The sequence below is a fragment of the Kordiimonas sp. genome (genome assembly GCF_048260245.1).
Lineage (GTDB): Bacteria > Pseudomonadota > Alphaproteobacteria > Sphingomonadales > Kordiimonadaceae > Kordiimonas.
Map to the genome: position 1 here is coordinate 26,139 of NZ_JBLXGZ010000023.1, position 26,237 is coordinate 52,375.

Below are 26,237 nucleotides of genomic sequence, written 5' to 3' on the forward strand. Positions count from 1 at the left end.
GAGAAGTGGGTGCTTCGGGCTATTGTCACGCTCAGCAGCGAAGAGGAAAACCCATGAAAGACGAGATTACCATTATTGGTACCCCAATTTCCCCATATGTCCGTAAGGTTCTGGCGATTCTGGACATGAAGGGCATTCCTTTTCGCTGCATCCCCCAAATTCCGTTTACCGGGGATGAGGCTTTTACAAAGATCAGCCCGCTGAGGCGCATACCGGTGCTGCAAATCGGTGACTTCACCGTGCCGGATTCAAGCGTGATTGCACAATATCTTGAGGAGAAATTTCCTGAGGTAAACGTGTATCCCCAAGACCCCGAAGCCCGCGCCCGTGCCCGCTGGTTTGAGGAATATGCTGATGACCACATCGGGCGCAACGTGGTTTATAACCTGTTCTTCCAGCGCCGGGTGCGTCCCGCCGTGTTGAAACAGGAAACGGATGAAGCGCTGGTCGACAAGGCAATCAACCATGAACTGCCCAAGGTGTTGGGCTATCTGGAAGTGGAAGTGCCAGCAGAAGGGTTCATTTGTGGCGATTTCTGTGTTGCGGATATTGCCCTTGGCGCCATGATGCGTAACGCTTTCTGGTCCGACTGGACGCTGGACGGTGCCCAGTGGCCGGGTGTTGCCGCCTATCTGGGTCGTGTTTATGCTCATCCAGCGATGGCTCGGCTCAATACACTCGCGGAAAGCATGCTGGGCACTTCACCCAAAGAGCATCAGGCAATGGTTGACGCCCATTTTGCCGCGTAAATAGCTGCCATATAAAGCGCTTCTGTAAATCCCCATTTACAGTCATAATATTGCCCTTAAACTATAGCCAAGCTATTGCTGTAGTTTATATTCCGGCATCATGCCGGACATCACGTTAATTTGGGGAAGTGAGGGCACGATGCAGACGCCAAGAAAATTTCTGATGCGCATGACGCTGTTTCTGGTGGCGGTACTGGTGCTGGTGGCACTGCTCCGTGGCCCGATGATCGATGCCTTCATGGCCAACATCGCGCTCAACGGTGTGATTGTGCTCACACTACTGATCGGTATTGGCTTTGCCTACCGGCGGGTGTTTGACCTGACACCCGAGATTGAGTGGATCACCGCCTTCCAGCGGCAGGAAGCCAATCGTTCTGCCGCAGCCCCGCGTCTTCTGGCGCCTGCTGCCTCGCTCCTGAGTGCGCAGGAAGAGGGTGGCATGCGGCTCTCGACCCTGTCGATGCGCTCAGTGCTGGACGGTATTATCTCGCGCCTTGAGGAAAGCCGCGAGATCAGCCGGTATTTCACCGGGCTTCTCATTTTTCTGGGCCTGTTGGGCACTTTTTGGGGCCTTCTGGGTACCATTGGCGCCATCGGTAAAACCATTAACGGCCTCACGGTTGACGGCGGTGACATGGCGCTGATGTTTGATGAGCTCAAAGCAGGCCTTGAAGCCCCGCTTTCTGGCATGGGGACGGCTTTTTCAAGCTCGCTCTTCGGTCTCGCAGGCAGCTTGATCCTTGGTTTCATGGACTTGCAGGCCAGTCAGGCACAAACCCGCTTTTATAACAGTGTTGAGGACTGGCTGGCGTCGGTTACGCAGCTGTCACGTACTGAAGTGTCGGACGGCATGGCCAGCCCCAACGCCTATATGACGGCGCTGATGGAACAGACAGCCGACGGCATCGACCGGCTGCAGCGGACCATCAAACACTCAGAAGATACGCGGCTGCAGGGCCAGCATACCATGACGAATATAGCAGAATCGCTGGCAACCCTGGCAGACAAGCTGGACGCGCAAAGCGCCCATCTGCAAAAAGGTGATGAAGCGTTTAAAATGCTGGCAACAGCCATCGACAAACTGGCGACCAGCCACAAGGCACCGCCTCCTGCGCCAGCCAACCCGGTAATGGATGACGCGACCAAAGGTCATATCCGTAACCTTGATGTCGGCATCAAGCGGCTGATTGATGAACAGGTGCGAACGTCTGACAATCTGGTTGAGGAATTGCGCGCGGAGCTCAAGCTGCTGTCGCGCACCATTGCGGCCAGCATGGACGGCGGCACGGGCACAGTACCCGGCCTGCACCGCCCGGCTACCATGCGTGGCCCCCAAGGGACTGCGAAGGCATCAGGCCCGTCACCCAAGGACTACACGGCCGAACCTGTGGCAAAGCCCACGGGCTTGTCGGCCCGCCGAGATGAGGATGACGACGCATGATCGGCGCACGGCGGCGCATAGGTGGGGCTGGGCAGGATAACAGCTGGCCCGGCTTTGTGGACGCGCTGTCCACCCTTCTGCTCGTCATCATTTTCCTGTTGTCGATGTTTGTGCTGGCGCAGTTTTTCCTGGGGCAAGCCCTGTCGGGGCGCGATCAGGCGCTGGCGGAGCTGAGGGGACAGGTCGCCCAGCTTGGCAACCTGTTGAAGATGGAACAGCAGGCCAATTCTGCGCTCAGAGACAGTATGGCCGAACTGTCAGCCTCATTGACATCGGCTAACAAAGACCGGGATAGGCTTTCGGCCACGCTTGATAGTACAGCGGCGGAACTGAGCGACAGTGAGACACGTCTTTCGGAGATGACCGCGGCGCGCGAGCGGTTTGAAGCCGCGGCTGCCCGCCTTGAGGAACAATATGGCCTTGCCGCCGGGGAGTTGGAGGAAGAACGCAGCATTTCCGCCCGTGCGCGTGCCGAGGTCGCCCGTCTTCAGCGGAATATCACGGCGCTGCAGGAACAGCTGGGCAGGCTTGAAGCTGCGCTGCAATCCAGCGAAGAACGCGACCGCCGCAATCAGGCAGTAATTGTGGACATGGGCCGCAGGCTCAACCGCGCCCTTGCCAGCAAGGTTGAGGAATTGGCGGGGTACCGGTCCGAGTTTTTTGGCAGGCTGAAGGAAGTGTTGTCGTCGCGTCCTGAAATCCGCATCGAGGGTGACCGCTTTGTGTTTGCGAGCGAACTGTTGTTCAGTTCCGCCAGCGCGGAGTTGGGACCTGAGGGACGAGCGGAGATGCGCAAGTTTGCGGAGACCCTGATGCTGATATCGCGGGAGATCCCGCCAGAGCTGAACTGGATATTGCGGGTGGATGGTCATACGGACAAACGGCCGATTTCAAACGCACAGTTCCGTAACAACTGGGAACTCTCGGCGGCGCGTGCCATCAGCGTGGTCGAATTCCTTATCGCCGCCGGCGTGCCTGCCGACAGGTTGGCAGCAACCGGCTTTGGAGAGTTTCAGCCCATAGACCCAGCGGAGAATATCTTCGCATACAGCCGCAACCGCCGGATCGAGATGCGCCTGACCCAGCGCTAGAAAACGTCTTTAGTTGTGGCGGCAAGCACTGTCCGTGGCGAAGCATGGCGCCAGCGTTTCGTTTACCTTGCGCCTGATAACTGCCATGCGAGCGTCGTCCGATCGGACAGCCTCAACTGCTGCCCAGATCTTTGCCATTTGGGAGGCCTTGATATCCGACGTGCGCCCAAAGGCAAGGAAATGCGGTGTCGACCAAAGCGCCGGTTCGTGAATGACAAGCTGTTCGTTACTTTGAGATACGTAGTATTGAGCTGTGCCGCGTAGCACGACGGCCGATGCAATACGTGATCTTTCCAGCATCTGAAACAGGCTTGATTGCTGCGCCACGACCTGAGCGTGCTTGCCTGCACTACGCACGGTGTTTGCCAGCCTGTACCCCAGAAGCGCGCCAACGGGCTCGGGCAGGGCTTCGATGCTGATGCTTTCGGGGGCTGGGGTGTTGGCGTGGGTGACAATCACAAACTCAAGCTGGCTAAGCGCATCAAGTGGTGCCTTCTCCCGGGCGTCTGCCGGAAAGTGATACAGTCTGTTCCGCTCCTCAGTGTAGGAAATACCAATAATGCCAGCGAGTTCGCCTGCGGCTACCCTGTCCTGGCAACGTTTCCACGGCAAGGCAAGCTGAATATACCGGAGTTTCAGGTCGCTAAAGGCGGCGTCGAGAATGGCAGTATGCTCGCCAACAAGCTTTCCGTCCTTGAGGAAACTGTATGGCGGCCAAAACTCTGTGCTGTTGCAGAGGCGGATCGAAGCGGCCTTAACCGGCGCGGTTTGCAGCAGCGCACTGACGACCATAATGGCAGCGACCCGCATAGTTTTTTTCATTTTTCAGGAGCTCTTCCACGCCAAAACATTGCCATACGACCAGTGTACCCAATAAGCACTGACCGTGTCGATGTCGTTATTGCACGAAAAAGCAGATGGTTTACACCTGAGAAAAGGTTTAGATGGCAATGATCTTTGTTTTCCGCCGGCGGCGCTCCCGCCGGGCAATGAGAATCATGCCGGGTAAAAGAAGCAGCGCGGCCGCGGGTTCCGGAACGCTGGTCGCCTCATTGATGGCGAAGCTGCCCGACCAATCAAGGCTTTGATTGCCCGGATCATAACCGCCATTGTCATTGGAAAAGCCGTAGCCACCACCCGGAAGATAAACATAGCTGTTGTTATCCGCGGTTACATACAGCCCAATCATGTAGGTGCCGACGCTGGAGAAGAAAGTGCCCGAACCGGTGTTTACCGTTACCTGCAGGCCATCTGCGGTGTCATTGCCGCTATATGTCTGGGTGATATGTGACCAGGTGTTGCCGATCTTGGCTTTCCAGGTCAGGGTAAACTTTGTCAGGCTGGACAGGCTGCAAAGCGAGTGACTTTGGCCCTGACTGTAATAGTTGAAATATGTGGAGCCACAGGCGTCAAGGGTGATGGTATCGCCCAGCGCAATCGGGCCATAGGTACCTGCATCTGCGCTTACATCCCAGTCGCCATAGTTATATGTCGCGGAGGCAAGATTGGTAGCTGACATGGCAAACATTGCCACGGCAACCAGCCCGGTAAGGCGCTTTAGAAGCATCGACACTGAATATACCCTTCCTTGTTGCCAGCGACCATGGTCTATGTTCACGTCTCGCCAACAATAACCCCCAAGGCCACGGGGGCAAGCTAGCAAAAATGTTGGTGCGAAACAATAGGGATAATTTTGGCTATTGTTTCGGCGGTGGGGCAGGTGCGGTGCGGTGGCCAACCTGACGGGAACTGCCGCATGTGCCATTCTGGCGCCATATTTCTGACGATGCTGGTGGAAGCCTTGGGAGGGTAGTTTGTCTGTGACAGTAAATCTATTGAGAGGGATAGTCGCAGGAGCGATCCTATTGGGCGTGCCTGATGGGGCAGCGCGGGCCATTCCAGATATTGAGCGCGTAGCAGATAAACTTGCTGCCGGTGAATACAAAGGCATTACCGGCGCTATGCTCAGCGTTAACGGTGACCTGGTCTTCGAATCATATGCGCCGGGCTATAAAGCGAGCGGTCGGCACGATATTCGCTCTGCAACCAAAAGCATCACCTCACTGCTGGTCGGCGAATTGATCGAGGACGGCAGCCTCAAAAGCGTGAAGCGTAAGGTTTCCGATATTCTGCCGGACGAGTTCGCAGCCGTACCCCGAGGCGATGCCAAGCGAGATATTACCATCGATGACCTGCTGACCATGCGTTCAGGCATTGCGTGCAACGACTGGGTGCCGGCGTCGGTGGGTCATGAAGACAAGAATGTATAAAACCCGCGATTGGGCGGCGTTCCTTCTCGAGCAGCCCCTGGCCTATGAGGTCGGCAAGCACTTCAGCTATTGTACCGGCGGTGTCGTGCTTCTGGGGCGGGTGATCAAAAAGCTTTCCGGGCGGACGGTGCCGGACTTTGCAAATGAGCGTTTGTTCGCGCCTCTTGGCATCGAAGGTGCCAAATGGGAAAGCACGCCGCAGGGCTATACAGACACCGGCGGTCACTTGCGGTTGCGACTTTCAGACCTACATAGAATAGGTCTTCTGGTGGCGAACAACGGGGCGCTGCCTGATGGCACGAACACTGCACAGACCTTGCACGGAAATGGTCAAATCATTGCACAAAAATGGCTCAAAAACGTTGCCAAATTGCACACAAATGTTAACGGACGGCGCGAGCAGTACAGTTATCTGTGGTGGCTCGACAGTGGTGAAGTGAAGGGTAAACCTGTCAGCCTCATGTACGCCCACGGTAATGGTGGTACCTTCATATTTATTGTTCCGGAACTGAAACTAGTTGCCGCCTTTACAGGGAAAAACTACGGCGAACCAGCCCAGTTTATCCCGCTTCAGATCCTCTCGCGTGAGATCATCCCGGCGCTGATAGACTAGCTTTTCGCTAACTTCCCGCGCTGAATTGCAGGTCGGCAAGACGTTTATAAAGGCCGCCCTGGGCGACGAGTTCGTCGTGGGTACCTTCGGCTACGATGCGTCCGTCGTCCAGCACCACGATACGGTCAACCTTCTTCACCGTTGCCAGACGGTGCGCGATCACCAGCGTGGTGCGGCCTTCCATCAGGTGCTCCAGCGCTTCTTGAACTTTAAGCTCAGATTCGGCGTCAAGCGCGCTGGTCGCTTCATCCAGCAGGAGTACGGGTGCGTCGCGCAAGATGGCACGGGCGATGGCAATGCGCTGGCGCTGGCCGCCTGAAAGGCGCGTGCCGCGTTCGCCAAGGAAGGTGTCATAACCCTCGGGTGCGCGCTCGATAAATTCTTTGGCGGCGGCGGCCTCTACAGCCAGTTTGACCTCATCGTCGGTCGCGTCAATGCGGCCATAGCGAATGTTTTCTGCCACAGTGTCCGCGAAGATGATGGTCTCCTGCGGCACAAAAGCCAGGTGTGACCTGAAGTCCTGCGGCGCGGTTTGTGCGATGTCCACCCCGTCAATTTTGATACTGCCTGCCTCGGGATCATAAAAGCGCAGCAGCAGTTGCAGAACGGTAGATTTGCCCGCACCAGACGGCCCCACAAGAGCCACGGTTTCACCCGGTTTGATATGCAGGTTGAAGCCTTCAAGTGCGGGAATATCTTTTTTGCTAGGGTAGTGAAATGTTACGTTGTCGAAATGAATATCACCCTGCAAAACAGCTGGTAAGGCGATTGGGTGTCTAGGTGCCTTGATTGTGGCTTCCGCAGCCAACAACTCCGCGAGTCTTCCCGCTGCCCCCGCCGCACGCTGCAGTTCGCTGTATACTTCCGAAAGGGCGCCAAAAGCGCCGGCCACAAACACCGCCCGCATGATGAAATCAAGCATCTCGCCACCGGTCATGGACCCTGCGATCACGTCCTGTGCGCCCTCGTAAAGCACCAGTGCAATGGCCCCGAAGATGAGGAAAATCATCGCAAATGTCATGGCCGCGCGTACCGTAATACGGCGTTTTGCCGCGACGAAGGCTTCGTCCACGTGCGCACCAAAGCGTTTTGCCTCCGCACGTTCCTGCGTGAAAGCCTGTACGATGTTAAGTGCCGCGAGCGACTCGTTGGCACGCGCGCCAACATCAGCCACTTTATCCTGGCTTGTGCGCGACAGGGTGCGCACTTTGCGCCCGGCGAAGATGATCACAGCGAGAAGCAGGGGGATGACCACCACGATATAGCTCATCAGTTTGGGCGACATGACAAAAAGCCAGATGGTGCCACCAATCGCGATAAGGAAATTTCGTGCCCATACCGACACGCTGGAGCCGACGATAGTTTGTACCAATGTGGTATCTGCTGTCAGGCGGGAGACGATTTCACCTGGCCGGTTTTCCTCGAAAAATTCGGGTGACAGGGTAATCAAGCGCTCGTATACCGCCTTGCGGATATCGGCGACGACTCGCTCTCCCAGCCATGTGACAAAGTAGAACCGAAACGCCGTTGCGACCGCCATCACGGCAACAATGCCAACAAAAACAAGGAAATAGTCATTTACCTTCTTGGCATTGTCAGCGGAAAAGCCCTTGTCGACAATGTCGCCAAGGGCGGTGGGAACAATCAGGACCGTGGTGGCGGCGACAAGCAGGAAAAAGGCAGCGAGCACCAGTTGCGTTTTATAAGGCCTGACAAAGGACCAGAGCGTACGCAGGTTTGCGAGTTTGCCTTTGGGTGGTTCGTGCTCGAGCCGCACGGAAGAATCAGTCATGTTTTTGTCCCCGTTTACATCCCGGCAGATATAGGCCTCGTGTGCATCGATGCCAATGAACGTTTTTAAAAACTTATTATTCAGGCCGTCACGGGCGGCTTATTTGCCCTTCTATCTAAAAAAACGTAGAAACATCCTTGCATATAGGCAAAACATCCGCTAAACGGACGCCTCGTTTTCGGAGATTAAAGACCATGAAACAAGATATTCATCCCGAGTACCACACCATCAAGGTGGTAATGACTGACGGGACGACTTTTGAGACCCGCTCTACTTGGGGCTCGGAGGGCGATTCAATGACACTTGAGATCGATCCTAAATCCCATCCTGCTTGGACCGGCGGCGCTCGTCAGGTTCTCGAAGGGGGCCGGGTTGCTCGCTTCAACAAGCGGTTTGGCTCGCTGTCGCTCAAGAAGTAAGTCGTTACCATATAATAGTTTTCGGAAAAGGCGTTCCAGTTGGGACGCCTTTTTTGCGTTTCACCTCTTGCAGAAAAAAGACTGTATCACCACATAGGTTTCATCCGGTCGCCGCATTGGCGGGACTGGATAATTATCTGGCCTGGCAATGGTTGCGGGCCGCTAATCAGTCGCTTCTGATGGAGGACATGACATGAGAACTTTTGACCTTTCCCCTTTGATGCGCAGTTCTGTGGGTTTCGATCACCTGAATAGGTTGCTTGATTCGGCCCTGAATACAGAGCAGTCTGCGCCGTACCCCCCTTACAATATTGAAAAGCTGAGCGATGACGATTACCGCGTCACCATGGCTGTCGCTGGCTTCGCGCCTGATGAACTGACGGTTACAGTGCAGGAAGGCATGCTGCTGATCTCTGGTAAAGCGCAGGACGAAGACAAGGAACGTCATTACCTGCATCGCGGTATTGCAAAGCGCGCCTTTGAGCGCCGTTTTGAGCTTGCCGATACAATTCAGGTTGGCGATGCGAAATTCGAGAACGGTCTGTTGCTGGTTGAACTCAAGCGGGTGATCCCTGAACACAAGCGTCCGCGCCAGATCGATATTCGGACCGATGACGCTTCGTCGGTGAAAACGATTGAGGCTGACGCCGCCTGACAGGCAGCGAATACTTTGTAATTCCTCCACGACCCCTCGCTGTCGTGAACTCAAGCGAGGGCCGGGCCAACCTCCCCCGAGACCGCTCAGCCCTCGTCTTTTTGTGTCTTGATGAAAGTCAGGACTTAAAGAAGGCTGCTGCAGCTTCTCTGCTGGCCTTTTTCGCCTTCATTTCCTTTTGTGTGCGGTCAATCTCTGCCTGCAGACGCTCCACCCTTGTTTCAAGCTCTTCTGCGCTGATGGTGGACAGATCTTCTCGCTCAACGGCGGTTAACGGCGCATCTTTCTTCACCGGGTGGTCTTCAAAATCCATCAATTGTCCCCTGCCTATTGGAAACGACTGTTGCTATCTAGCCCAAGAGTAAGGGGCTTGTCACCAAGGTGTTTGCGCCCCACCTTGGGAAGAAGCAAAAGGAGATCGCGCGTGAAAGTCATAGAAATCAAAAGCCCTGGTGCGGCTGAAGTATTAGTCCCGGCCGAGCGGGATATGCCGCAGGCGGGGTCAGGCGAAGTCGTCATCAAAGTTTTCGCGGCAGGTGTAAACAGGCCTGACATTGTACAGCGGGAAGGACGTTACCCGCCGCCGCCCGGTGCATCGGACATACCAGGGCTTGAGGTGGCGGGCGAGGTCTTTGCCGTTGGTGCTGATGTGAATAGATTTTCTGTCGGGGATAAAGTCTGTGCGCTTGTGACTGGCGGTGGTTACGCAGCCTATTGCAGGGCGCCGGAAGCCAGTACTTTGCCAATGCCGAAAGGTTATAGTTTTGTGCAGGCTGCCGCGCTTCCGGAAACTTTTTTTACCGTTTGGTCTAATTTGTTTGATCGTGCAGGACTGAAAGCCGGTGAGACGCTTTTGGTTCATGGTGGGTCAAGTGGCATCGGATCGGTCGCGATCCAACTTGCCAAGGCATTTGGTGCGGGGGTAATCACGACGGTCGGTAATGAGGAAAAGGCGGCTTTTTGTCGTGGCCTGGGCGCGGATACTGTGATCAATTACCAAACGGAGGATTTCGCTGAACGCGTGCGCGAGGTAACCGACGGTGCCGGTGTCAATGTGGTGCTGGATATGGTTGGCGGAGACTATATCCCTAAAAATATCGAATGTATGGCAGCTGACGGCAGGCATGTCTCCATCGCATTTCTGCGTGGTCCTGCTGTTGATTTGAACATGCTGCCGGTCATGTTAAAACGCCTGACCTTGACCGGGAGTACGCTGCGGGCCCGAGATAATGAATTCAAGGGCGCTATCGCAAAAGCTCTTTTTGCGCAGGTTTGGCCCCTGCTTGAAGACGGTACCGTTTCTCCGCAAGTTGATATGGTGTTTCCGCTAGCGGATGCGGCAGCAGCTCATGCCCGAATGGAGGAAAGTATGCACCGCGGTAAAATCATGCTTGAGGTCGGGCATGACTAGCCTAAAGCACAGATAATCACGGGCTTTTAACTATTATTCGCGGTGACAGGCCGTTTGTGACCTGTTAAAGAAAGGAATGGGAGAAGTTTCTCCCGCGCCTTTCAGGAACATTTTGATCTTTCCGGGAGGGCAGGTGGACGAGAGTTCACCTGGGCTGGAGGAATTCTGTAATTTGTAGGGATACTGGGATGACACAACCTTTGATGCCGATGGCCACAGCAGTGTGGCTCGTGGACAATACATCGCTGACGTTCAGGCAGATCGCCGAATTTTGCCAACTTCATGAGCTTGAAGTGCAGGGCATTGCTGATGGCACAGTTGGTACCAATATCGTCGGCCAAGACCCGACGGCAAGCGGCCAACTGACGTGGGACGAAATTAACCGTTGCCAGAAAGACGCCAAGGGTGTGCTGAGTTTGAGCGAAGATGCCGTCAAGGCAATGCCGCGGACCAAGGGCCCACGTTATACGCCAGTGTCAAAGCGGCAGGACAAGCCGGATGCAATTGCTTGGTTGGTGCGTAACCATCCTGAATTAAGCGACCTTCAGATCAGTCGCCTGGTGGGTACCACAAAGCCTACAATTCAGGCGATTCGCTCGCGCAGCCACTGGAATATCTCGAATATTAAGCCTCAGGACCCGGTAGGACTGGGTCTTTGTCGGCAGATCGAACTGGATGACGCCGTGCGTACCGCAGCTGAACGCAAACGTAAGCAAGAAGAAAAAACATCTGAAGCTGAAGATAATGCAGGGGAACAACCTGCTGCTGAGGCGACTAAAGCAGATTAGAGGCTGCTGGAAATTGATACAAAAAAAGCGTGAGGTGTTTGGACCTCACGCTTTTTTTTGATGATCGGCTGGCCAGACTAATGTCTAAAACGCGCCATCTCTTCCTTCAATCGGAGCTTCTGCTTTTTCAGCTGAGCCAGCCGCATTGTATCAGGACGCGGTCGATGTTCTTCACGGGCGATGATGTCTTCAATTTCGGCATGCTTGGCGTTGAGTGAATTAACATGCGATTCTAGGTTCATACCCGTCACTCCTTTTTTGCATTTCTTGGTTCGACCATTTCACCATTCTGTCATGAAATTGTCACGGAAAAGATTGGCGCATCTGCACTAAGCCTGTATCTTCGGGCACTTAGCAAAAGCGACTTTCAACGCTTTGAAGGATTGTTGCGCACAATGACTGAGACTCGGACAGAAAGGCTGGTAATAGCAATCACAGGGGCCAGTGGCGTTGCCTATGGCATACGGCTTCTGGAACTGTTGCGCCCCAGCGCTATCGAGACACACCTCGTGCTCTCAAAGGCGGGGGAGCGCACCATTGCCGAAGAAACGAACCATACAGCCAAGGCTGTGCGGGCTTTGGCGGATGTTGTATATCCTGCCGCAGATATCGGCGCTGCGATTGCCAGCGGGTCTTTCAAAACAATGGGGATGCTTGTTGCGCCGTGTTCCGTCAAAACCATGGGCGAGATCCGTACAGGCATTACCTCGACACTTGTCAGCCGTGCCGCTGATGTCATGCTCAAGGAGCGCCGCCGCCTTGTGCTGATGGTGCGTGAAACACCCTTGCATCTTGGCCATCTGCGCACGATGACATCACTGGCCGAGATGGGAGCTGTTATCATGCCGCCGGTGCCTTCGCTTTATGCCAATCCAGTTTCCATAGACGATATGGTCACCTACACCGCGACACGCGCGCTTGATCTATTCGGGCTGGATGCCGCCGATATCAATCGGTGGGGTGAGGCTTCCGGTAATGGTCCGAAATAAGGGGCTTAAGCAGCGAAAACGGGGCCCCGAGGCCTGAAAAATATTCAGCGCAGTTTGATGTTTTCTCTGTTGTTGGCGTGTCGTTTCTGACAGATGCATTCTCGCCTATGACGGCCAATAGTGCGGCCTGTTCGTCCTTTTCCATGCCGAGTTCCGCCGCCAGCATGCTCTCATATATTGGTGTGCCCTTGGCGTCGCGTCGTCGTGCGCGGTGTGGTGCCAGTTTCTCGCGTTGCCACATCGCCGACACAGTTTCCAGTTTTTCCCTGATTGGCAGAGAAAGTAGAAGGCCTTGGTAGTCGTACCAGAGGTAAACAAAGATCAGGTTGATATCCGCACCATAAAGGTCTTGAGCCTCAAGACAGGCTTCTTTCACGCCGGTTGCACTGTAAACGCTGTTACAGAACTGCCAAAACTGATCAGGGTTCACCTGCATTCTTGTAGCTTCTCTTTCTTGTCAGTCGACGGCATGCTATAAAGCCACCTCTTCATGGAAAACCGGTTTTGAGGCAATTGATGGACGAGGATGAGATCAAGGGGCAAATGGCGCTTCTCATTCAGGAACACCGTGATCTTGACGACGTGATCACGACGGTTGCGCGAGCGGGAACACTTGATCTGTTACAGGTACAGCGCCTCAAGAAACGCAAGCTGATGCTCAAGGATGAAATCGCCAAACTTAAGAATTTGCTTGTGCCCGATATTATCGCCTGAGTGACGCTTAAAACTTCATGGGGGCGGAGGGGGCGCTAACGAACCTGATCCTTACCCTTCTGTTCCTTTTTGTTTTCATACATGGCCTTGTCGGCTTTATCCAGCGCCTCATCCGGCTGGTCACCGGAACGGAAGGTGTATGTTCCATATGCTAGGCTCATATTGATCTGGTCGCCCCCGACAGTGAGCGGTTGGGCTGCGATGAGTTGTGCCAGCGACGCGGCTTTTCCTGCACCGACCTGTTCATCAGCCTGAGCCAGGATAACCCCAAATTCATCGCCGCCCAACCGAGCAATGACATCAGTACCTCGGACATTTTCAGTGAGCAGACGCGCCACATGCAGCAGCGCTTTATCGCCTGCCTCGTGGCCGTATTTGTCATTGATCTGTTTCATGTCATTGAGGTCAATGAACATCAACGTGGAAGGGGCCCCATACCGCTCGGAGAAAGAGATCATACGGTTTAACTCTCGCACGAAGGCACGGCGATTGGGCACGGGCAGCAATGCATCGGTATCAGCCATATCTTCCATCTCCCGAAGGCGACGCTGCGTGTGGTCTAATTCCCGCCGGAGTTTATCAACCTCATCCATCAGCGACATGATGGCGCGCTGTACGCGCGGGGTCATTTCCTCAGGCGGAATAGTCTGGACATTGACAGTGTCGTCAATTTGGCGCGGGGCGCTGGCATTGGTAGCGCTTGCTGCGCCAGCCGTCTTACGGACCTCCCGTGTGGGTGCTGTGCGAAAGGCACCGGGTGTGCTGGTGATCTTCATAAATAACCTATGGTCCGTGGCAGTTCATTCTGTTTTAAAGCATTATGCCGCTAATGGGAATCGTCTTGCAAGCTAAGCTTAAAAAAGGCCGTTCTGATCGCCACTTGCATTCGGAAGGCTCCTGCTTATAATGCGCGCTCCGCAACCGGGCAGGGTATTGGTGGTGTAGGGTCGCCGTCCTTGCAAAAACTCGCAAGCATGAGGACAACGACGCTATGACGAGTGAGAGCCCCCTTGTTGGTATAATTATGGGCAGCCAGTCTGACTGGCCGACAATGAAATTTGCCGCCGACGCACTTGATGAACTCGGCGTGGCCTATGAAACCAGAATTGTCTCCGCTCATCGCACGCCTGAGCGTTTGTATGACTATGCTAAATCAGCAAAAGAGCGCGGCCTGAAGTGTATCATCGCAGGCGCAGGCGGTGCTGCGCACTTGCCCGGCATGGCCGCAGCGATGACCCCTTTGCCTGTTTTTGGCGTGCCTGTTCAGTCCAGCACGCTATCGGGCAAGGACAGCTTGCTTTCGATCGTTCAGATGCCGGGAGGAGTGCCGGTTGGTACCTTGGCCATCGGTAAGGCTGGGGCGAAAAACGCAGGCCTTCTGGCCGGGGCCGTTATTGCACTTATGGATAGCGCCGTTGCGGAAAGGCTTGATGCGTTCCGAAGCGCCCAAACGGCCAGCGTCGCCGAGGCGCCTGTGGACGAGGCCTGAGAGACTTTATCATGACACAAATTGCACCGGGTGGAACAATCGGTATTTTGGGGGGTGGGCAGCTTGGGCGCATGTTGGCGCTTGCTGCTGCTAATTTTGGCTATCGTTGCCACATATTCTGCCCAGATAAAGGTAGTCCGGCGTTTCAGGTTGCGACGGATGTGACAGTTGCTGATTATGAGGATGAAGAGGCCCTTGAAGCGTTCGCTCGCAGCGTAGATGTAGCGACATATGAGTTTGAGAATGTGCCGGCGGTGACAGCTGAACTGGTCGCGCGAGACACGCTGCTGCGTCCAGGTGTGCGGGCTCTCAAGATTACACAAGACCGCCTGCTGGAAAAAGAATTCCTGAATGCATCGGGTGTGAAAACAGCCCCTTATGTTGCCTTTCAATCAGCAGATGAACTCAAGGCGGCGATCAAGGAAATTGGACGGCCTGCAGTCGCAAAAACCCGCCGTTTTGGTTATGACGGCAAAGGCCAGGTCATGGTGAAGTCGCGCTCGGATATCGACCGCGTGTTGGAGGTTACCGGGGGGCAGCCTGCCATACTGGAGGGTTTTGTCACTTTTGACCGGGAGGTCAGCGTGGTGGTTGCCCGCAGTGCATCAGGCGACGTTGCAGCGTTTCCTGTTGGGGAAAACGTCCACACCAATCACATCCTTGATACTACTACCGTGCCTGCCAAAATATCTGACATGGTTGAAGCCAGAGCCAAGGTGAAGGCGACGAGAGTTGCCAATGCGCTTGAATATGTTGGCGTGATGGCCGTTGAAATGTTCGTCCATGATGGCAGCGGCGAAATTGTTGTGAATGAGATCGCCCCGCGTGTGCACAATAGCGGCCACTGGACGATTGAAGGCGCGGAAACCAGCCAGTTCGAACAACATATCCGCGCCATTTGCGATTTGCCTCTTGGCGCAACCGATGCACGCGGCAGTATCCTCATGAAAAATTTGCTGGGTGAGGAAATCCTTGAGTTTGAGCCTTATCTTGAGGACCCGAAGGCGCATTTTCATCACTATGGCAAGCAGGACCCCAGGCCGGGGCGCAAGATGGGCCATGTGACCTGGGTGAACGGCAACGAGTAGATGACTGCTCGCTGTCATTCCCTTCTCCCCCTGAAAGGCCGATCATTTTATGTTACCGCAATTTTCGGAAGCGACTGACAACGATTGCGTTGCGGTGAGTGAACAGGACGATGATCTTTCCAGAAGGTGTATAACCCCGCACATAGGAACTATTACGGCCGGGCTTTCCAAGCTACGCGTGCGGGTAGATCAACACTTTGAGGCCGAAAAAGCGAAAACTACCAGACAAAAGCCTGCTTTTCTCTCTGAAATGAAGGACGTCTATACATATCCCTACGGCTATTGCGATGTAATCCGCAACGCCGTTTGGGACAATATTCACAAGAGCCTGAACAAGCGTAGCCCATTTACGCCCTATTTTATTGGGTTGAAGCCGTTTCTCCGCAAGGGGGGACTGTTTCGAAAAATTTGGGGCGAATTGACCTATGGCCCCTATTTCCAGAGCGCGATGCAGTTGGGCGCGTATTATATCGACGTCTCCAATGACACTGTCGTCATCACAAAACCAAAGCTGGACATCAAATTACTTAAGGATGCCAGCCTGAGAAATGTCGACGATTTCGAGCATTATTTTGATGTCGCTCAGGCATACTTTAAATGGGATGTCTATCCGAACACACAGATCCCTGAAATTGCGTTTCTCTATCCCGGTATAGCAGTGCACCAAAAGACCGGAGCCCTCGTCCTTTGCGGTGTTGCCAAGCCATTGTTCTACAAAAACCTGAACACTGGCGGCTTGCTAGCGCAACAATTCCTGACGGGCTCAAAGTACAGCGACAGGCGCTTGACACTTGAGCAAGAGGCCCGGCTTGCTTCGTTTCGCAGTGGAGTCTTGCCGGCGCTTTTGGTTGAGGCCAGGGCCAGGAACCCACAGCTGGAAGAGGATCTCGGCGTAATACGTAACGCATCTGCAATGCATGCGTGGCTTGCATCCGGCCAGTCGCAGGAAAGCTACCGTCAGGTGGCGATCCGTCTTGAAGCCTTTGCCAGCCGCATCGGCGCGGTGCTGCGACCATACAGCCTGAAATAGCGTCTCAAGCCATAGGCTAAGCCAAAAGTTGTGCTGGTGAAAGGGCGGGATATTATCTTTTCCGGGTTATGGGGAGGACAAGATGCGAACGGTTATTTGTGGCGTAATATTACTGGCCTTGGCTGCCTGCGCTTCGCATACGTCCATGGGGCCTTGGCCGGACACCGCTTACGAGAGAAAAATCCTGGAGCGCCCTTCTCTCGAGGGGCGGATTGTTGCGATAGAACAGGTGCCGCGTTTCCTGGTGAATGCCGGTCAGTCCAGTGCCCTCAATCATGATGCATCCTTTGATCACTATCTATTCTGGGATTGGTGTCGCGGCAAAGACTTTGAATGGCAGATGGTTACTTTACGCCCCGACGGTCGCGCCAATTCCGGTTGGTCATTTACCCGCACGATCATGACATCGGAAACTGAATATGGTCGAGACATCCGGGTGACGGAAGGCTTCCTCAAAGGCGACATTGCCGACTATCAGGTACTTAGGGCTGCTGGGCTTGGCTTTTTTACCCCTGGCGCGTTTAAATGTAACATCCGTACCGCAGACGCAGTCGCCAATAAAGGGGCTTAAGTGCGGTGCAAGACCCATGTGGCATGGTCAGCTTCAATAGTGAGGCCATGTATGTCTGCGAAGGCTTGCACTATCTGGCGCATCGGGTATCCCTTGGTCCGACCCCAGTGCCAGTCATCGCCGGTAATCTGTGCACCGGGCCAGAGCGCGATGCATACCTCCAGATCAATAGCTTGTTTGTTAGCATCAATATAAATGAGGTCAGGTTCAAAACCCGCATCCTTGAGCTTGTATAGCGCGGTGGGCGAAAAGTCGCGTACAGGTACAAAGCGGTCTTCAAATCCGCGCAGGTTGGCTAGAGCCGAAGCAAACGGGCCCTGAGATTCTATGTCTGCGGCGAATTGCTTTTGCACAACGATGTCGGGATAGGCGCGGCTGAGAGCGGGGCGGCCAACGTAACGATGACACTGGTCAATCAGACTCGAATCCCATGGATCGATTCCTACCACTTTGAGCTCAGGGTCGAGGGATAGCCAGCGCCGAGTGCTTGCGCACAGGAAGCAGCCGATCTCAAGCATGAAGCGGGGTTTCTGTCCGCGAATGATAGCATCGATGAGATGCCGACCTCCGCCGCCAAGGGTATAGTCCCAGGCGCGCACACCCTGGATATCTGGCCAGGTGTGGGTTTTCAGCAGTTCTGGAAAGAGATTATCTGTCATCTGGATACAAGGGGGGCGCGGCCTGCTGCCCGCGCCCATGTCCCGAATTTCAAAGGATGGAGAAGCCCGTAGCGGCCCAGTCTTTGTCAAATGCGGCCAATCCACTAGCGGTCAGCGGGTGATTAAAGAGCTTTTTCATCACGTCCCACGGGAAGGTGGAAACGTCCGCACCGATGCGGGCTGCTTCCAGAATGTGGGCTGGGTGGCGAACGCTTGCCACCAGAATTTCTGTGTTGAACTGATAATTGTCGTAGATAGCGCGGATGTCCTCAATCAGCTCCATACCGATAAAGCCGACGTCATCATGGCGTCCCACGAACGGAGAGATAAAGCTGGCGCCGGCTTTTGCCGCGAGCAATGCCTGATTCGCAGTGAAACAGAGTGTGACATTGACCATGATACCCTCAGCACGGAGCGCCTTGCAGGTTTTCAGGCCCTCAACCGTCAACGGCACCTTCACTGCAATGTTGTCTGCAATCTTGGCACATTTATATCCCTCTTTGAGCATGGTTTCATGATCGTGAGCGACGGTTTCTGCGGATACCGGGCCATCCACTTCCTTGGCGATCTCGGCAATTACTTCAAAAAAGTCACGGCCTGCTTTTTTAATCAGCGATGGGTTGGTAGTGACACCATCCAGAAGGCCGGTGGCATTTGCTTCGCGGATCTCATCAATGTTGGCGGTATCTAGGAAAAATTTCATGTCCTGCTCCTTAAGTGCCCGCATGCGGGGCATCAGATACGATGGGTGGCCTTGGAACCTTGAGCACCGCACCTTAAAACGCTTCTGGCAGCTTGCCTAATAAAGTTTATCTCCCTTTTCAAGGAGAATAGGGAGATTGCCTATGACCGTTGCCTTTTCTATGGTGCAAGCAGAACACACGTCAGGACACACTCTCATGCAGCAGCCTTCGCTTGCGCTTGATATAGCGAATGAAGAAACAGTTTCAGGGGTCGAGGAGCAAACCGACGGCGCGCGGGTTGGTGTTCTGTTGCCTGTGCCTATGCTTGGCGTCCTTGACTATGCGGTGCCAGACCATCTGCATATGCAGTTAACCGAAGGCGCGGTTGTTGAGGTGCCGCTTGCGGGACGCATGGCGGTTGGGGTCGTCTGGCGTGAGGGTGGTGAAAGCCTTGGTTCGCTTCCCTATTACAAGCTCAAACCCATAAATCGCGTCATCGACCTGCCTGTGATTAGGGAAGACCTCCGGCGTTTTATTGATTGGGTATCGGCTTACACAATGTCATCGCCGGGGCCTGTGCTGCGGATGGCTCTTTCGGCGTCAAGCGCGTTACGGGCGGTGCCCCAGAGGCGACATTATCAGATAACTGCAAAGCCGCAGGAAGGGGTCCGTCTCACGCCTGCACGTAAAGCAGTGCTTGCGGTTCTTGCAGATGGGAAGCCCCGTGTGAGTAGCGAGGTGGCAGGGCTGGCTGGTGTCAGTGAAGGAGTGGTGCGCGGGCTTGAAAAAGCGGGGCTGCTGGAGGGGCTGGATATATCGGTTGATCTGCCCTACGCGCAGCCTGAGCTGGCTCGCTCAGGCCCGGATTTGTCCGATGAGCAGGAGCAGGCTGCCAAATCCATAGCTGCCAAGGTCTGGCAAGGTGGGTTTGCTCCTTTTCTGCTCGACGGTATCACCGGGTCTGGCAAAACGGAGGTCTATTTTGAAGGCCTCGTGGAGGCATTGAAAGCACCTGGCTCACAGGTGTTGGTGCTGGTGCCGGAAATTGCGCTCACCAGCCAGTGGCTTGAGCGCTTCGAAGCGCGGTTTGGGGTGGCACCTGTTGTCTGGCATTCGGAAGTCGGCCAGGCAGAGCGTCGCCGGGCCTGGCGCGCTGTCGCGGATGGCAGCGCCCGTGTCGTGGTGGGGGCGCGATCGGCTCTGTTCCTCCCGTTTCAGACTCTTTCTTTTGTCGTGGTTGATGAAGAACACGACCCGTCTTTCAAGCAGGAAGATGGTGTGCTTTATCATGCCAGGGACATGGCCATCGTGCGCGCCAAACTTGCGGCCTGCCCCATTGTCCTCGCAAGTGCGACACCGTCGCTGGAGACCCTCGTGAATGCTGATGAAGGGCGGTACGAAAAACTGGTGCTGCGCGAACGGCACGGCAACGCCGTCTTACCTGCCATGAAAGCCATTGATATGCGGCATGAACCGCCGGAGGCAGGAACCTGGCTTTCTCCCATTCTGGTGCGTGAGATTGAGACGACCATTGCAGCCGGTGAACAGGCGATGCTGTTTTTAAACCGGCGGGGCTATGCCCCTTTAACCCTGTGTCGAACCTGTGGTTTCAGGATAGAATGCCCAAGCTGCTCTGCCTGGCTTGTTGAGCATCGTTTTCGCCGAGAGTTGCAGTGCCACCATTGCGGATATGTTGAGCCAATTCCCACCTCTTGCCCGGAATGTAAAAACGAGGACACATTGGTGGCATGCGGGCCCGGCGTTGAGCGCCTGTTCGAAGAAGTGAACAATCGTTTTCCTGCCGCCAGAACATCCGTGATGACCAGCGATACAATGATGAGCCCCAGCGCGACAGCACATATGGTTCAGCAAATTGCCAGCGGACATTTGGACATTGTTATCGGCACGCAGATTGTGACCAAGGGCTATCATTTTCCTAATCTGACTCTTGTCGGTGTTGTTGACGCCGATCTTGGCCTTAGGGGTGGAGATTTACGCGCAGGTGAGCGTACATACCAGCAGTTGGTGCAAGTGTCGGGTCGGGCAGGGCGTGCCGAAAAGCCGGGCCGCGTGTTTCTGCAGTCCTATGAACCGGAGCATCCGGTTGTGCATGCGCTTTTATCGGGGGACGGCGATACATTTATGGCGGCGGAAAAAGCAGCCCGTCAACGGCACCATATGCCGCCTTTTGGCAGGCTTGTTGCGTTAATTCTTTCCGGCCCTGAAATGTCAGATGTTTTGGATACCGGCAGAATGCTGGCAAATAAAGCACCAGTCGAGCACGGTGTAGACGTCGTTGGGCCAGCCCCCGCTCCGATGGCACGCGTGAGGGGGCATCACCGCTTCCGTATGCTGGTGCATACGCGGAAAGACATTCGGGTTCAGCCGCTTATCCGGGCGTGGTTGTCGCGGGTCAGGCCTAAAAAAGGCGTTCGGGTGAAAGTGGATATAGACCCTTATAGCTTCATGTAGGGAGCATCGCCGCGCAAGGTGTTGGCCCCGTTTTACCGATTTGCCAAAAAGCCAAGTACTCTGGTGCCCCGGAGGAAAGGGTCTAGCCCTTATACTCCGCCTTTAGCTCCTCGAGCTCTTTCTGGTGGCGCATTTTCATATCTCGCTTCTCGTTTGTGTGTTCGTCCAAGGCTTTTCGCTGTTCTTCTGGTGTTTTTCCCTTCAGCTCGGCAACTTCGGCCCGCTGTTCGTCCATCAGTTCGTTCCATTCACGATGTTGCCTGTCTTTAAGTTCGCGCAGCTTACGCGCAAATTCCCGGTCTTTCTCAAGTTGGTCCTGCGCATTGCCAGCTTGAGGTTGGGTCGCTGATACTGCGATAGCCGGCGCGACACTACTGCCAAGCGCAATAGCAGTTACCAGCAGGGTTTTGCTCATCACTTTTCTCATCTCGACACTCCCTTGTTGTAGCCCTTGCGTTTATTCCTACTATGGCAACGTGTACAAAATACGGCAGCGCGGTGCTGCAATTGAGGCCTCTGGAAGACGTAATTCCAGATGCGGCACGCTACTGAAGAACGGTCGCATAGGAGGGGTGAACATGCAAACCGCACGCCTGAAGTTCTCTCCGCAAGATGGTGCAGCATAAGCCGCGAAAAGAAGCTGTCACAATAAGAATCCCCAAAAGGGCGATGGCGGCTTGCAAGCTTGAATTCTCTATGCTAGAGGGAGCACGCATTTCGGCTGGCCAGAGCCGTGAGAGGTATAATTTTCATGCCTGTTAAAACTGGCCAATTGAGCGTAGGCAGGATGTCTTTGTCTTGTCTGCTAAGGTTCAACAGGTTCAGGCCTAACCTAGGGGAACGTCTGACGTGACCTCGCACAAAGCGATAGTCTCCGGGATATCTGGCCGCTATGCGGTAGCGCTATTTGAACTCGCTGATGAGGCAAAAGCGCTCGATGCGGTCGAATCCGATCTTTCCGAGCTGAGGGCCATGACGGCAGAAAGCGCAGATATGCGTGATCTTGTCAGTTCGCCGCTTTACAGCCGGGAACAACAGTCTAAAGGGATTGCAAGTGTGGCGCAGGCCGCCAAGCTGCACGACTTGACTGAGAAGTTCCTTGGTGTGCTGGCAGCGAATCGTCGCCTGAGCGCACTTGGTGCCATTATTTCTTCCTTTGAGAAACTTCTCGCGCATCATCGCGGTGAAGTGAAGGCAGAAGTCGTGAGCGCCCGCAAGCTTACCAAAAAGCAGCTTGGTGATCTTGAGAAGAAATTGAAATCGGCTGTCGGCCATGATGTGGCAATCGACGCTTCTGTTGATGAAAGCCTGCTCGGCGGCCTCACGGTTCAGGTTGGCTCACGTATGGTGGATGACAGCCTTAAAACCAAACTCAACAACCTCGCAATCGCCATGAAAGGGGTTCAGTAATGGATATCCGTGCGGCGGAAATTTCCAAGGTCCTGAAGGACCAGATCGCAAACTTTGGCTCAGACGCTGAAGTTTCAGAAGTAGGCACCGTTCTCTCTGTTGGTGATGGTATTGCTCGCGTTTACGGCCTCGACCAGGTTCAAGCTGGTGAGATGGTTGAATTCCCGGGTGGTGTTAAGGGCATGGCCCTGAACCTTGAGAGCGACAACGTTGGTATCGTTATTTTCGGTAACGATACGGGCATCAAGGAAGGCAACACCGTTAAACGGACCGGCGCCATCGTTGACGTCCCGGTTGGCAAAGGCCTCCTCGGTCGTGTGGTCGATGCGCTCGGCAATCCGATCGACGGCAAGGGTCCGCTCACCGATGTGACACGTAGCCGCGTAGAGGTGAAGGCACCGGGTATTATCCCACGTCAATCCGTGTCCGAGCCAATGCAGTCTGGCCTGAAGGCTATTGATGCCCTCGTGCCGGTTGGCCGTGGCCAGCGTGAGCTGATCATTGGTGACCGTCAGACTGGTAAAACGGCTGTCGCAATTGACACCTTCATTAACCAGAAATCGATCAACGACGCGGCAAAAGACGACAGCGAGAAGCTGTTCTGTATCTATGTTGCTGTTGGTCAGAAGCGTTCAACGGTTGCGCAGATCGTTAAGTCGCTTGAGGAAAACGGTGCGCTTGAATATTCGATCGTGGTTGCTGCAACCGCGTCCGAGCCAGCGCCGATGCAGTTCCTCGCGCCTTACACTGGTACGGCGATGGGTGAGTTCTTCCGCGACGGCGGCATGCATGCCGTTATCGTTCACGATGACCTGACCAAGCAAGCTGTTGCTTACCGTCAGATGTCCCTGCTGCTTCGTCGTCCTCCGGGGCGTGAAGCTTACCCAGGTGACGTTTTCTATCTGCACTCACGTCTTCTTGAGCGTGCGGCGAAGATGTCTGACGCGCGTGGTGGTGGCTCACTGACAGCTCTGCCGGTTATCGAAACACAGGCTGGTGACGTATCTGCATATATCCCAACCAACGTGATCTCGATCACCGATGGTCAGATCTTCCTTGAAACGGAACTGTTCTATAAAGGTATCCGCCCTGCTATTAACGTGGGTCTGTCGGTATCTCGTGTGGGTTCGGCCGCTCAGATCAAGGCGATGAAGCAGGTTGCTGGTTCGATCAAGCTTGAGCTTGCTCAGTACCGCGAGATGGAAGCCTTTGCTCAGTTCGGTTCCGACCTCGACGCGGCGACACAGAAACTTCTTAACCGTGGGGCGCGCCTGACCGAGCTTCTCAAGCAAGGCCAGTACAGCCCGCTGCCGGTTGAAGAGCAGGTGGTGTCCATTTTCGCAGGTGTGAACGGCTATCTCGACAAGGTCGCCACCACGGATGTCACGCGCTTTGAAGAGCAGTTCCTCGCTGAGGTTCGTGCGAAGCACGCTGACGTACTGGCGACGATCCGCAAGGAAAGCAAGCTGTCTGATGATACGATTTCCAAGCTGAAATCCATTCTTGACGCTTTTGCAAAGTCCTTTAGCTAAGACCCTGGATAGGAGAGGCTGAGCAATGCCAAGCCTTAAAGACCTAAAAGTCCGTATCAACTCGGTCAAGTCGACGCAGAAGATTACCAAAGCCATGAAAATGGTTGCTGCGTCCAAACTGCGGCGTGCACAAGACGCCGCAGAAGCGGCTCGACCGTACGCTGAGCAGATGGAAAAAGTGCTCACGGGCCTTGGCGTTGCCGTCAAGGACCAGCCGGGTGCTTCGCCGCTTCTTGTTGGTACGGGCAAGGATGACGTTGAACTCGTGATTGTTGCGACATCTGAACGGGGCCTTTGCGGTGGTTTCAATACCAATATTGTCAAAGCAGCGCGCGTGCACCTCCGGGCGCAGATCGCTGCAGGCAAGACGGTAAAGGTCCTGTGCATCGGCAAGAAGGGCTACAACGTTCTTCGTCGCGAGTTCAAAGACAAGATTATCGACGTGAAAGACATGTCTGCCGTCAAGCGCCTTGGTTTCGGTGACGCGCAGCCGATCGCAACCGAGGTGCTGGCCATGTTTGAACGTGGCGAGTTTGATGTTGCGACGCTCTTTTATGCGAAGTTCCAGTCCGCACTTGTGCAGATCACGACCAAGCAGCAGTTGATCCCGGCTCCGATGCCAGAAGCGGCGAACGAGAATGATAGCAGTGATGACCTTGGCGGTGCGGTTTACGAGTATGAGCCGGACGAAGCTGCCATCCTTGAGGATCTTTTGCCTCGTAACGTCGCTGTTCAGCTTTATCGCGGTCTTCTTGAGAATGCGGCATCCGAGCAGGGTGCCCGGATGACGGCAATGGACAACGCAACCCGTAACGCTGGTGATATGATCGACAGTCTTTCGATTACGTACAACCGTACTCGTCAGGCCAACATCACCAAAGAATTGATCGAAATTATTTCAGGCGCTGAAGCGCTTTGAGTGGCTTACACGAAGGAGTGTAAAAATGGCTAAGAATACTGGCCGCGTAACACAGGTAATCGGTGCTGTTGTGGACGTACAGTTCGACGACCAACTGCCAGCGATCCTGTCTGCGCTTGAAACAACAAATAACGGCGAACGCCTTGTTCTCGAAGTGGCTTCCCACCTCGGCGAAAATACAGTTCGTACCATTGCTATGGACGCAACCGAAGGTCTCGTGCGTGGCGCTGAAGTGACTGATACGGGCGCACCGATCTCTGTGCCGGTTGGCCCTGAGACACTTGGCCGTATCCTGAACGTGATCGGCGAGCCTATCGACGAGCGTGGCCCAGTCGGTCACAAGCAGGTTGCACCAATCCACGCTGAGGCTCCTTCTTTTGAAGACCAGTCGACCGAACAGGAAGTGCTCGTAACCGGTATTAAGGTCGTGGATCTTCTCGCGCCTTACGCAAAAGGCGGTAAGATTGGCCTCTTCGGTGGTGCCGGTGTTGGTAAAACCGTACTTATCATGGAACTCATCAACAACATCGCGAAGGGTCACGGCGGTTACTCCGTGTTCGCTGGTGTCGGCGAGCGGACCCGTGAAGGTAACGACCTTTACCATGAGATGATCGAATCCAAGGTTATCAACCTCGAGGGCGAATCCAAAGCGGCCCTCGTTTACGGCCAGATGAACGAACCTCCGGGAGCCCGCGCACGTGTGGCCCTGACCGGTTTGACCTTGGCCGAATACTTCCGCGATCAGGAAGGTCAGGACGTTCTGTTCTTCGTTGATAACATCTTCCGCTTCACACAGGCAGGCGCCGAAGTGTCCGCACTCCTTGGCCGTATCCCGTCTGCTGTGGGTTATCAGCCAACGCTGTCCACCGACATGGGCGCCCTTCAGGAGCGTATTACCTCCACGAAGAAAGGCTCGATCACGTCCGTGCAGGCCGTTTACGTCCCAGCAGATGACTTGACTGACCCTGCACCTGCGACCTCGTTCGCGCACCTTGATGCGACAACAGTTCTCAGCCGTCAGATTGCCGAGCTTGGCATCTACCCAGCTGTGGATCCGCTCGACAGTACCTCGCGTATTCTTGACCCGCGCGTTCTTGGTGACGAGCATTATGCTGTTGCCCGTTCGGTTCAGGAAGTCCTGCAGAAGTACAAGTCGCTTCAGGACATCATCGCCATTCTGGGCATGGATGAGCTTTCAGAGGATGACAAACTGGTTGTGGCACGTGCCCGTAAGATCCAGCGTTTCCTTAGCCAGCCGTTCCATGTGGCGGAAATCTTCACCGGTATTCCGGGTGAGCTCGTCTCCCTCGAAGACACAATCACTGGCTTCAAGGCCATCGTGGCTGGTGAATACGACCATCTGCCGGAAGCTGCATTCTACCTCGTTGGCAACATCGAGCAGGCTGTAGCGAAAGCTGAGAAACTGGCTGCTGAAGCCGCGTAAGAAAACGG

The 26,237-nt window shown here is 54.8% G+C and carries 30 protein-coding genes; 20 read left to right on the plus strand and 10 right to left on the minus strand.

Annotation, left to right across the window (positions count from 1 at the left end; translation table 11 throughout):
- Nucleotides 1-53 precede the first annotated feature (53 nt).
- From ACN0VM_RS12125 to ACN0VM_RS12135, 3 genes are all read left to right on the plus strand, one after another.
- Nucleotides 54-749 (plus strand): glutathione S-transferase family protein, encoded by a 696-nt coding sequence (locus ACN0VM_RS12125; protein ID WP_417451150.1) that lies wholly within the window; start codon nt 54-56, stop codon nt 747-749.
- Nucleotides 750-888: 139 nt separating this feature from the next.
- Nucleotides 889-2,190 (plus strand): flagellar motor protein MotA, encoded by a 1,302-nt coding sequence (locus ACN0VM_RS12130; protein ID WP_417451151.1) that lies wholly within the window; start codon nt 889-891, stop codon nt 2,188-2,190.
- Nucleotides 2,187-3,281 carry a peptidoglycan -binding protein gene (locus tag ACN0VM_RS12135; protein ID WP_417451152.1) on the plus strand — a complete coding sequence of 365 codons (1,095 nt, stop codon included), beginning with the start codon at nt 2,187-2,189 and terminating at the stop codon, nt 3,279-3,281. The genes ACN0VM_RS12130 and ACN0VM_RS12135 overlap by 4 nt, the downstream gene beginning before the upstream one ends.
- A 9-nt stretch (nt 3,282-3,290) precedes the next feature.
- Here ACN0VM_RS12135 and ACN0VM_RS12140 read toward each other — a convergent pair whose 3' ends face one another.
- Nucleotides 3,291-4,103: a substrate-binding periplasmic protein gene (locus ACN0VM_RS12140; protein WP_417451153.1), complete on the minus strand. Its 813-nt coding sequence runs from the start codon at nt 4,101-4,103 to the stop codon at nt 3,291-3,293.
- Between the two features lie 118 nt (nt 4,104-4,221).
- Nucleotides 4,222-4,854, minus strand: coding sequence for a hypothetical protein (locus ACN0VM_RS12145; RefSeq protein WP_417451154.1), 633 nt, complete (start codon nt 4,852-4,854; stop codon nt 4,222-4,224).
- Nucleotides 4,855-5,101: 247 nt separating this feature from the next.
- Between ACN0VM_RS12145 and ACN0VM_RS12150 the strand changes: the two genes are divergently transcribed.
- A complete protein-coding gene (locus ACN0VM_RS12150; protein WP_417451187.1) occupies nt 5,102-5,551 on the plus strand; it encodes a serine hydrolase in 450 nt (149 codons plus the stop codon).
- The gene (locus tag ACN0VM_RS12155) at nt 5,544-6,164 is read left to right on the plus strand and encodes a serine hydrolase domain-containing protein (protein ID WP_417451155.1); all 621 of its coding nucleotides are present in this window, start codon (nt 5,544-5,546) and stop codon (nt 6,162-6,164) included. Before ACN0VM_RS12150 ends, ACN0VM_RS12155 begins: the two co-directional genes overlap by 8 nt.
- 7 nt (nt 6,165-6,171) lie before the next feature.
- Here the strand turns inward: ACN0VM_RS12155 and ACN0VM_RS12160 are convergent, their stop codons facing one another.
- Nucleotides 6,172-7,956: an ABC transporter transmembrane domain-containing protein gene (locus ACN0VM_RS12160; RefSeq protein WP_417451156.1), complete on the minus strand. Its 1,785-nt coding sequence runs from the start codon at nt 7,954-7,956 to the stop codon at nt 6,172-6,174.
- 194 nt (nt 7,957-8,150) lie between these two features.
- Between ACN0VM_RS12160 and rpmE the strand changes: the two genes are divergently transcribed.
- Both rpmE and ACN0VM_RS12170 read left to right on the plus strand, forming a co-directional pair.
- Nucleotides 8,151-8,375 (plus strand): 50S ribosomal protein L31, encoded by a 225-nt coding sequence (rpmE, locus tag ACN0VM_RS12165; protein ID WP_417451157.1) that lies wholly within the window; start codon nt 8,151-8,153, stop codon nt 8,373-8,375.
- Between the two features lie 193 nt (nt 8,376-8,568).
- A complete protein-coding gene (locus ACN0VM_RS12170; RefSeq protein WP_417451158.1) occupies nt 8,569-9,030 on the plus strand; it encodes an Hsp20 family protein in 462 nt (153 codons plus the stop codon).
- A 118-nt stretch (nt 9,031-9,148) separates the two neighbouring features.
- Here ACN0VM_RS12170 and ACN0VM_RS12175 read toward each other — a convergent pair whose 3' ends face one another.
- Nucleotides 9,149-9,343, minus strand: a complete 195-nt coding sequence (locus ACN0VM_RS12175; RefSeq protein WP_417451159.1) for a DUF1192 family protein — start codon at nt 9,341-9,343, stop codon at nt 9,149-9,151.
- A 111-nt stretch (nt 9,344-9,454) separates the two neighbouring features.
- Between ACN0VM_RS12175 and ACN0VM_RS12180 the strand changes: the two genes are divergently transcribed.
- Both ACN0VM_RS12180 and ACN0VM_RS12185 read left to right on the plus strand, forming a co-directional pair.
- Entirely contained in the window at nt 9,455-10,441 is a 987-nt protein-coding gene (locus ACN0VM_RS12180) for an NAD(P)H-quinone oxidoreductase (protein ID WP_417451160.1), read from the plus strand.
- Between the two features lie 188 nt (nt 10,442-10,629).
- The gene (locus ACN0VM_RS12185; protein WP_417451161.1) at nt 10,630-11,229 is read left to right on the plus strand and encodes a DUF1013 domain-containing protein; all 600 of its coding nucleotides are present in this window, start codon (nt 10,630-10,632) and stop codon (nt 11,227-11,229) included.
- Between the two features lie 77 nt (nt 11,230-11,306).
- Here the strand turns inward: ACN0VM_RS12185 and ACN0VM_RS12190 are convergent, their stop codons facing one another.
- Entirely contained in the window at nt 11,307-11,471 is a 165-nt protein-coding gene (locus ACN0VM_RS12190; RefSeq protein ID WP_417451162.1) for a YdcH family protein, read from the minus strand.
- A gap of 153 nt (nt 11,472-11,624) precedes the next feature.
- Between ACN0VM_RS12190 and ACN0VM_RS12195 the strand changes: the two genes are divergently transcribed.
- Nucleotides 11,625-12,218, plus strand: a complete 594-nt coding sequence (locus ACN0VM_RS12195) for a UbiX family flavin prenyltransferase (protein WP_417451163.1) — start codon at nt 11,625-11,627, stop codon at nt 12,216-12,218.
- Here ACN0VM_RS12195 and ACN0VM_RS12200 read toward each other — a convergent pair.
- Nucleotides 12,178-12,654, minus strand: coding sequence for a TIGR02444 family protein (locus ACN0VM_RS12200; RefSeq protein ID WP_417451164.1), 477 nt, complete (start codon nt 12,652-12,654; stop codon nt 12,178-12,180). The genes ACN0VM_RS12195 and ACN0VM_RS12200 overlap by 41 nt on opposite strands.
- Before the next feature lie 80 nt (nt 12,655-12,734).
- Here ACN0VM_RS12200 and ACN0VM_RS12205 point away from each other — a divergent pair, with 80 nt between their 5' ends.
- Entirely contained in the window at nt 12,735-12,932 is a 198-nt protein-coding gene (locus tag ACN0VM_RS12205) for a YdcH family protein (RefSeq protein ID WP_417451188.1), read from the plus strand.
- Between the two features lie 35 nt (nt 12,933-12,967).
- Here the strand turns inward: ACN0VM_RS12205 and ACN0VM_RS12210 are convergent, their stop codons facing one another.
- Nucleotides 12,968-13,708 carry a GGDEF domain-containing protein gene (locus tag ACN0VM_RS12210; RefSeq protein WP_417451165.1) on the minus strand — a complete coding sequence of 247 codons (741 nt, stop codon included), beginning with the start codon at nt 13,706-13,708 and terminating at the stop codon, nt 12,968-12,970.
- Nucleotides 13,709-13,923: 215 nt separating this feature from the next.
- On the opposite strand from ACN0VM_RS12210, the gene purE reads away from it, so the two are divergent.
- The 4 genes from purE to ACN0VM_RS12230 all read left to right on the plus strand — a co-directional run bounded on the left by purE (nt 13,924) and on the right by ACN0VM_RS12230 (nt 17,110).
- Complete coding sequence (gene purE, locus ACN0VM_RS12215; RefSeq protein ID WP_417451166.1) at nt 13,924-14,421, plus strand: 5-(carboxyamino)imidazole ribonucleotide mutase; 498 nt, start codon at nt 13,924-13,926, stop codon at nt 14,419-14,421.
- Between the two features lie 11 nt (nt 14,422-14,432).
- Nucleotides 14,433-15,509: a 5-(carboxyamino)imidazole ribonucleotide synthase gene (locus tag ACN0VM_RS12220; RefSeq protein WP_417451167.1), complete on the plus strand. Its 1,077-nt coding sequence runs from the start codon at nt 14,433-14,435 to the stop codon at nt 15,507-15,509.
- Nucleotides 15,510-15,558: 49 nt separating this feature from the next.
- Nucleotides 15,559-16,539 (plus strand): hypothetical protein, encoded by a 981-nt coding sequence (locus tag ACN0VM_RS12225; RefSeq protein ID WP_417451168.1) that lies wholly within the window; start codon nt 15,559-15,561, stop codon nt 16,537-16,539.
- A gap of 82 nt (nt 16,540-16,621) precedes the next feature.
- Nucleotides 16,622-17,110, plus strand: a complete 489-nt coding sequence (locus tag ACN0VM_RS12230; protein ID WP_417451169.1) for a hypothetical protein — start codon at nt 16,622-16,624, stop codon at nt 17,108-17,110.
- Here ACN0VM_RS12230 and ACN0VM_RS12235 read toward each other — a convergent pair.
- Together ACN0VM_RS12235 and fsa are read right to left on the minus strand one after the other, a co-directional pair.
- Complete coding sequence (locus tag ACN0VM_RS12235) at nt 17,107-17,769, minus strand: hypothetical protein (RefSeq protein ID WP_417451170.1); 663 nt, start codon at nt 17,767-17,769, stop codon at nt 17,107-17,109. The genes ACN0VM_RS12230 and ACN0VM_RS12235 overlap by 4 nt on opposite strands.
- 49 nt (nt 17,770-17,818) lie before the next feature.
- A complete protein-coding gene (gene fsa / locus ACN0VM_RS12240; protein ID WP_417451171.1) occupies nt 17,819-18,472 on the minus strand; it encodes a fructose-6-phosphate aldolase in 654 nt (217 codons plus the stop codon).
- Between the two features lie 142 nt (nt 18,473-18,614).
- Here fsa and ACN0VM_RS12245 point away from each other — a divergent pair, with 142 nt between their 5' ends.
- The gene (locus ACN0VM_RS12245) at nt 18,615-20,924 is read left to right on the plus strand and encodes a primosomal protein N' (protein ID WP_417451172.1); all 2,310 of its coding nucleotides are present in this window, start codon (nt 18,615-18,617) and stop codon (nt 20,922-20,924) included.
- 82 nt (nt 20,925-21,006) lie between these two features.
- Here ACN0VM_RS12245 and ACN0VM_RS12250 read toward each other — a convergent pair whose 3' ends face one another.
- Nucleotides 21,007-21,339, minus strand: a complete 333-nt coding sequence (locus tag ACN0VM_RS12250) for a hypothetical protein (RefSeq protein ID WP_417451173.1) — start codon at nt 21,337-21,339, stop codon at nt 21,007-21,009.
- A 434-nt stretch (nt 21,340-21,773) separates the two neighbouring features.
- Between ACN0VM_RS12250 and ACN0VM_RS12255 the strand changes: the two genes are divergently transcribed.
- The 4 genes from ACN0VM_RS12255 to atpD are packed head-to-tail and all read left to right on the plus strand — an operon-like array spanning nt 21,774 to nt 26,229.
- The gene (locus tag ACN0VM_RS12255; RefSeq protein WP_417451174.1) at nt 21,774-22,334 is read left to right on the plus strand and encodes a F0F1 ATP synthase subunit delta; all 561 of its coding nucleotides are present in this window, start codon (nt 21,774-21,776) and stop codon (nt 22,332-22,334) included.
- Nucleotides 22,334-23,866, plus strand: coding sequence for a F0F1 ATP synthase subunit alpha (gene atpA, locus ACN0VM_RS12260; protein ID WP_417451175.1), 1,533 nt, complete (start codon nt 22,334-22,336; stop codon nt 23,864-23,866). Before ACN0VM_RS12255 ends, atpA begins: the two co-directional genes overlap by 1 nt.
- Nucleotides 23,867-23,891: 25 nt before the next feature.
- Complete coding sequence (locus tag ACN0VM_RS12265; protein WP_417451176.1) at nt 23,892-24,785, plus strand: F0F1 ATP synthase subunit gamma; 894 nt, start codon at nt 23,892-23,894, stop codon at nt 24,783-24,785.
- 25 nt (nt 24,786-24,810) lie between these two features.
- Nucleotides 24,811-26,229: a F0F1 ATP synthase subunit beta gene (gene atpD, locus ACN0VM_RS12270; protein ID WP_417451177.1), complete on the plus strand. Its 1,419-nt coding sequence runs from the start codon at nt 24,811-24,813 to the stop codon at nt 26,227-26,229.
- Nucleotides 26,230-26,237 lie beyond the last annotated feature (8 nt).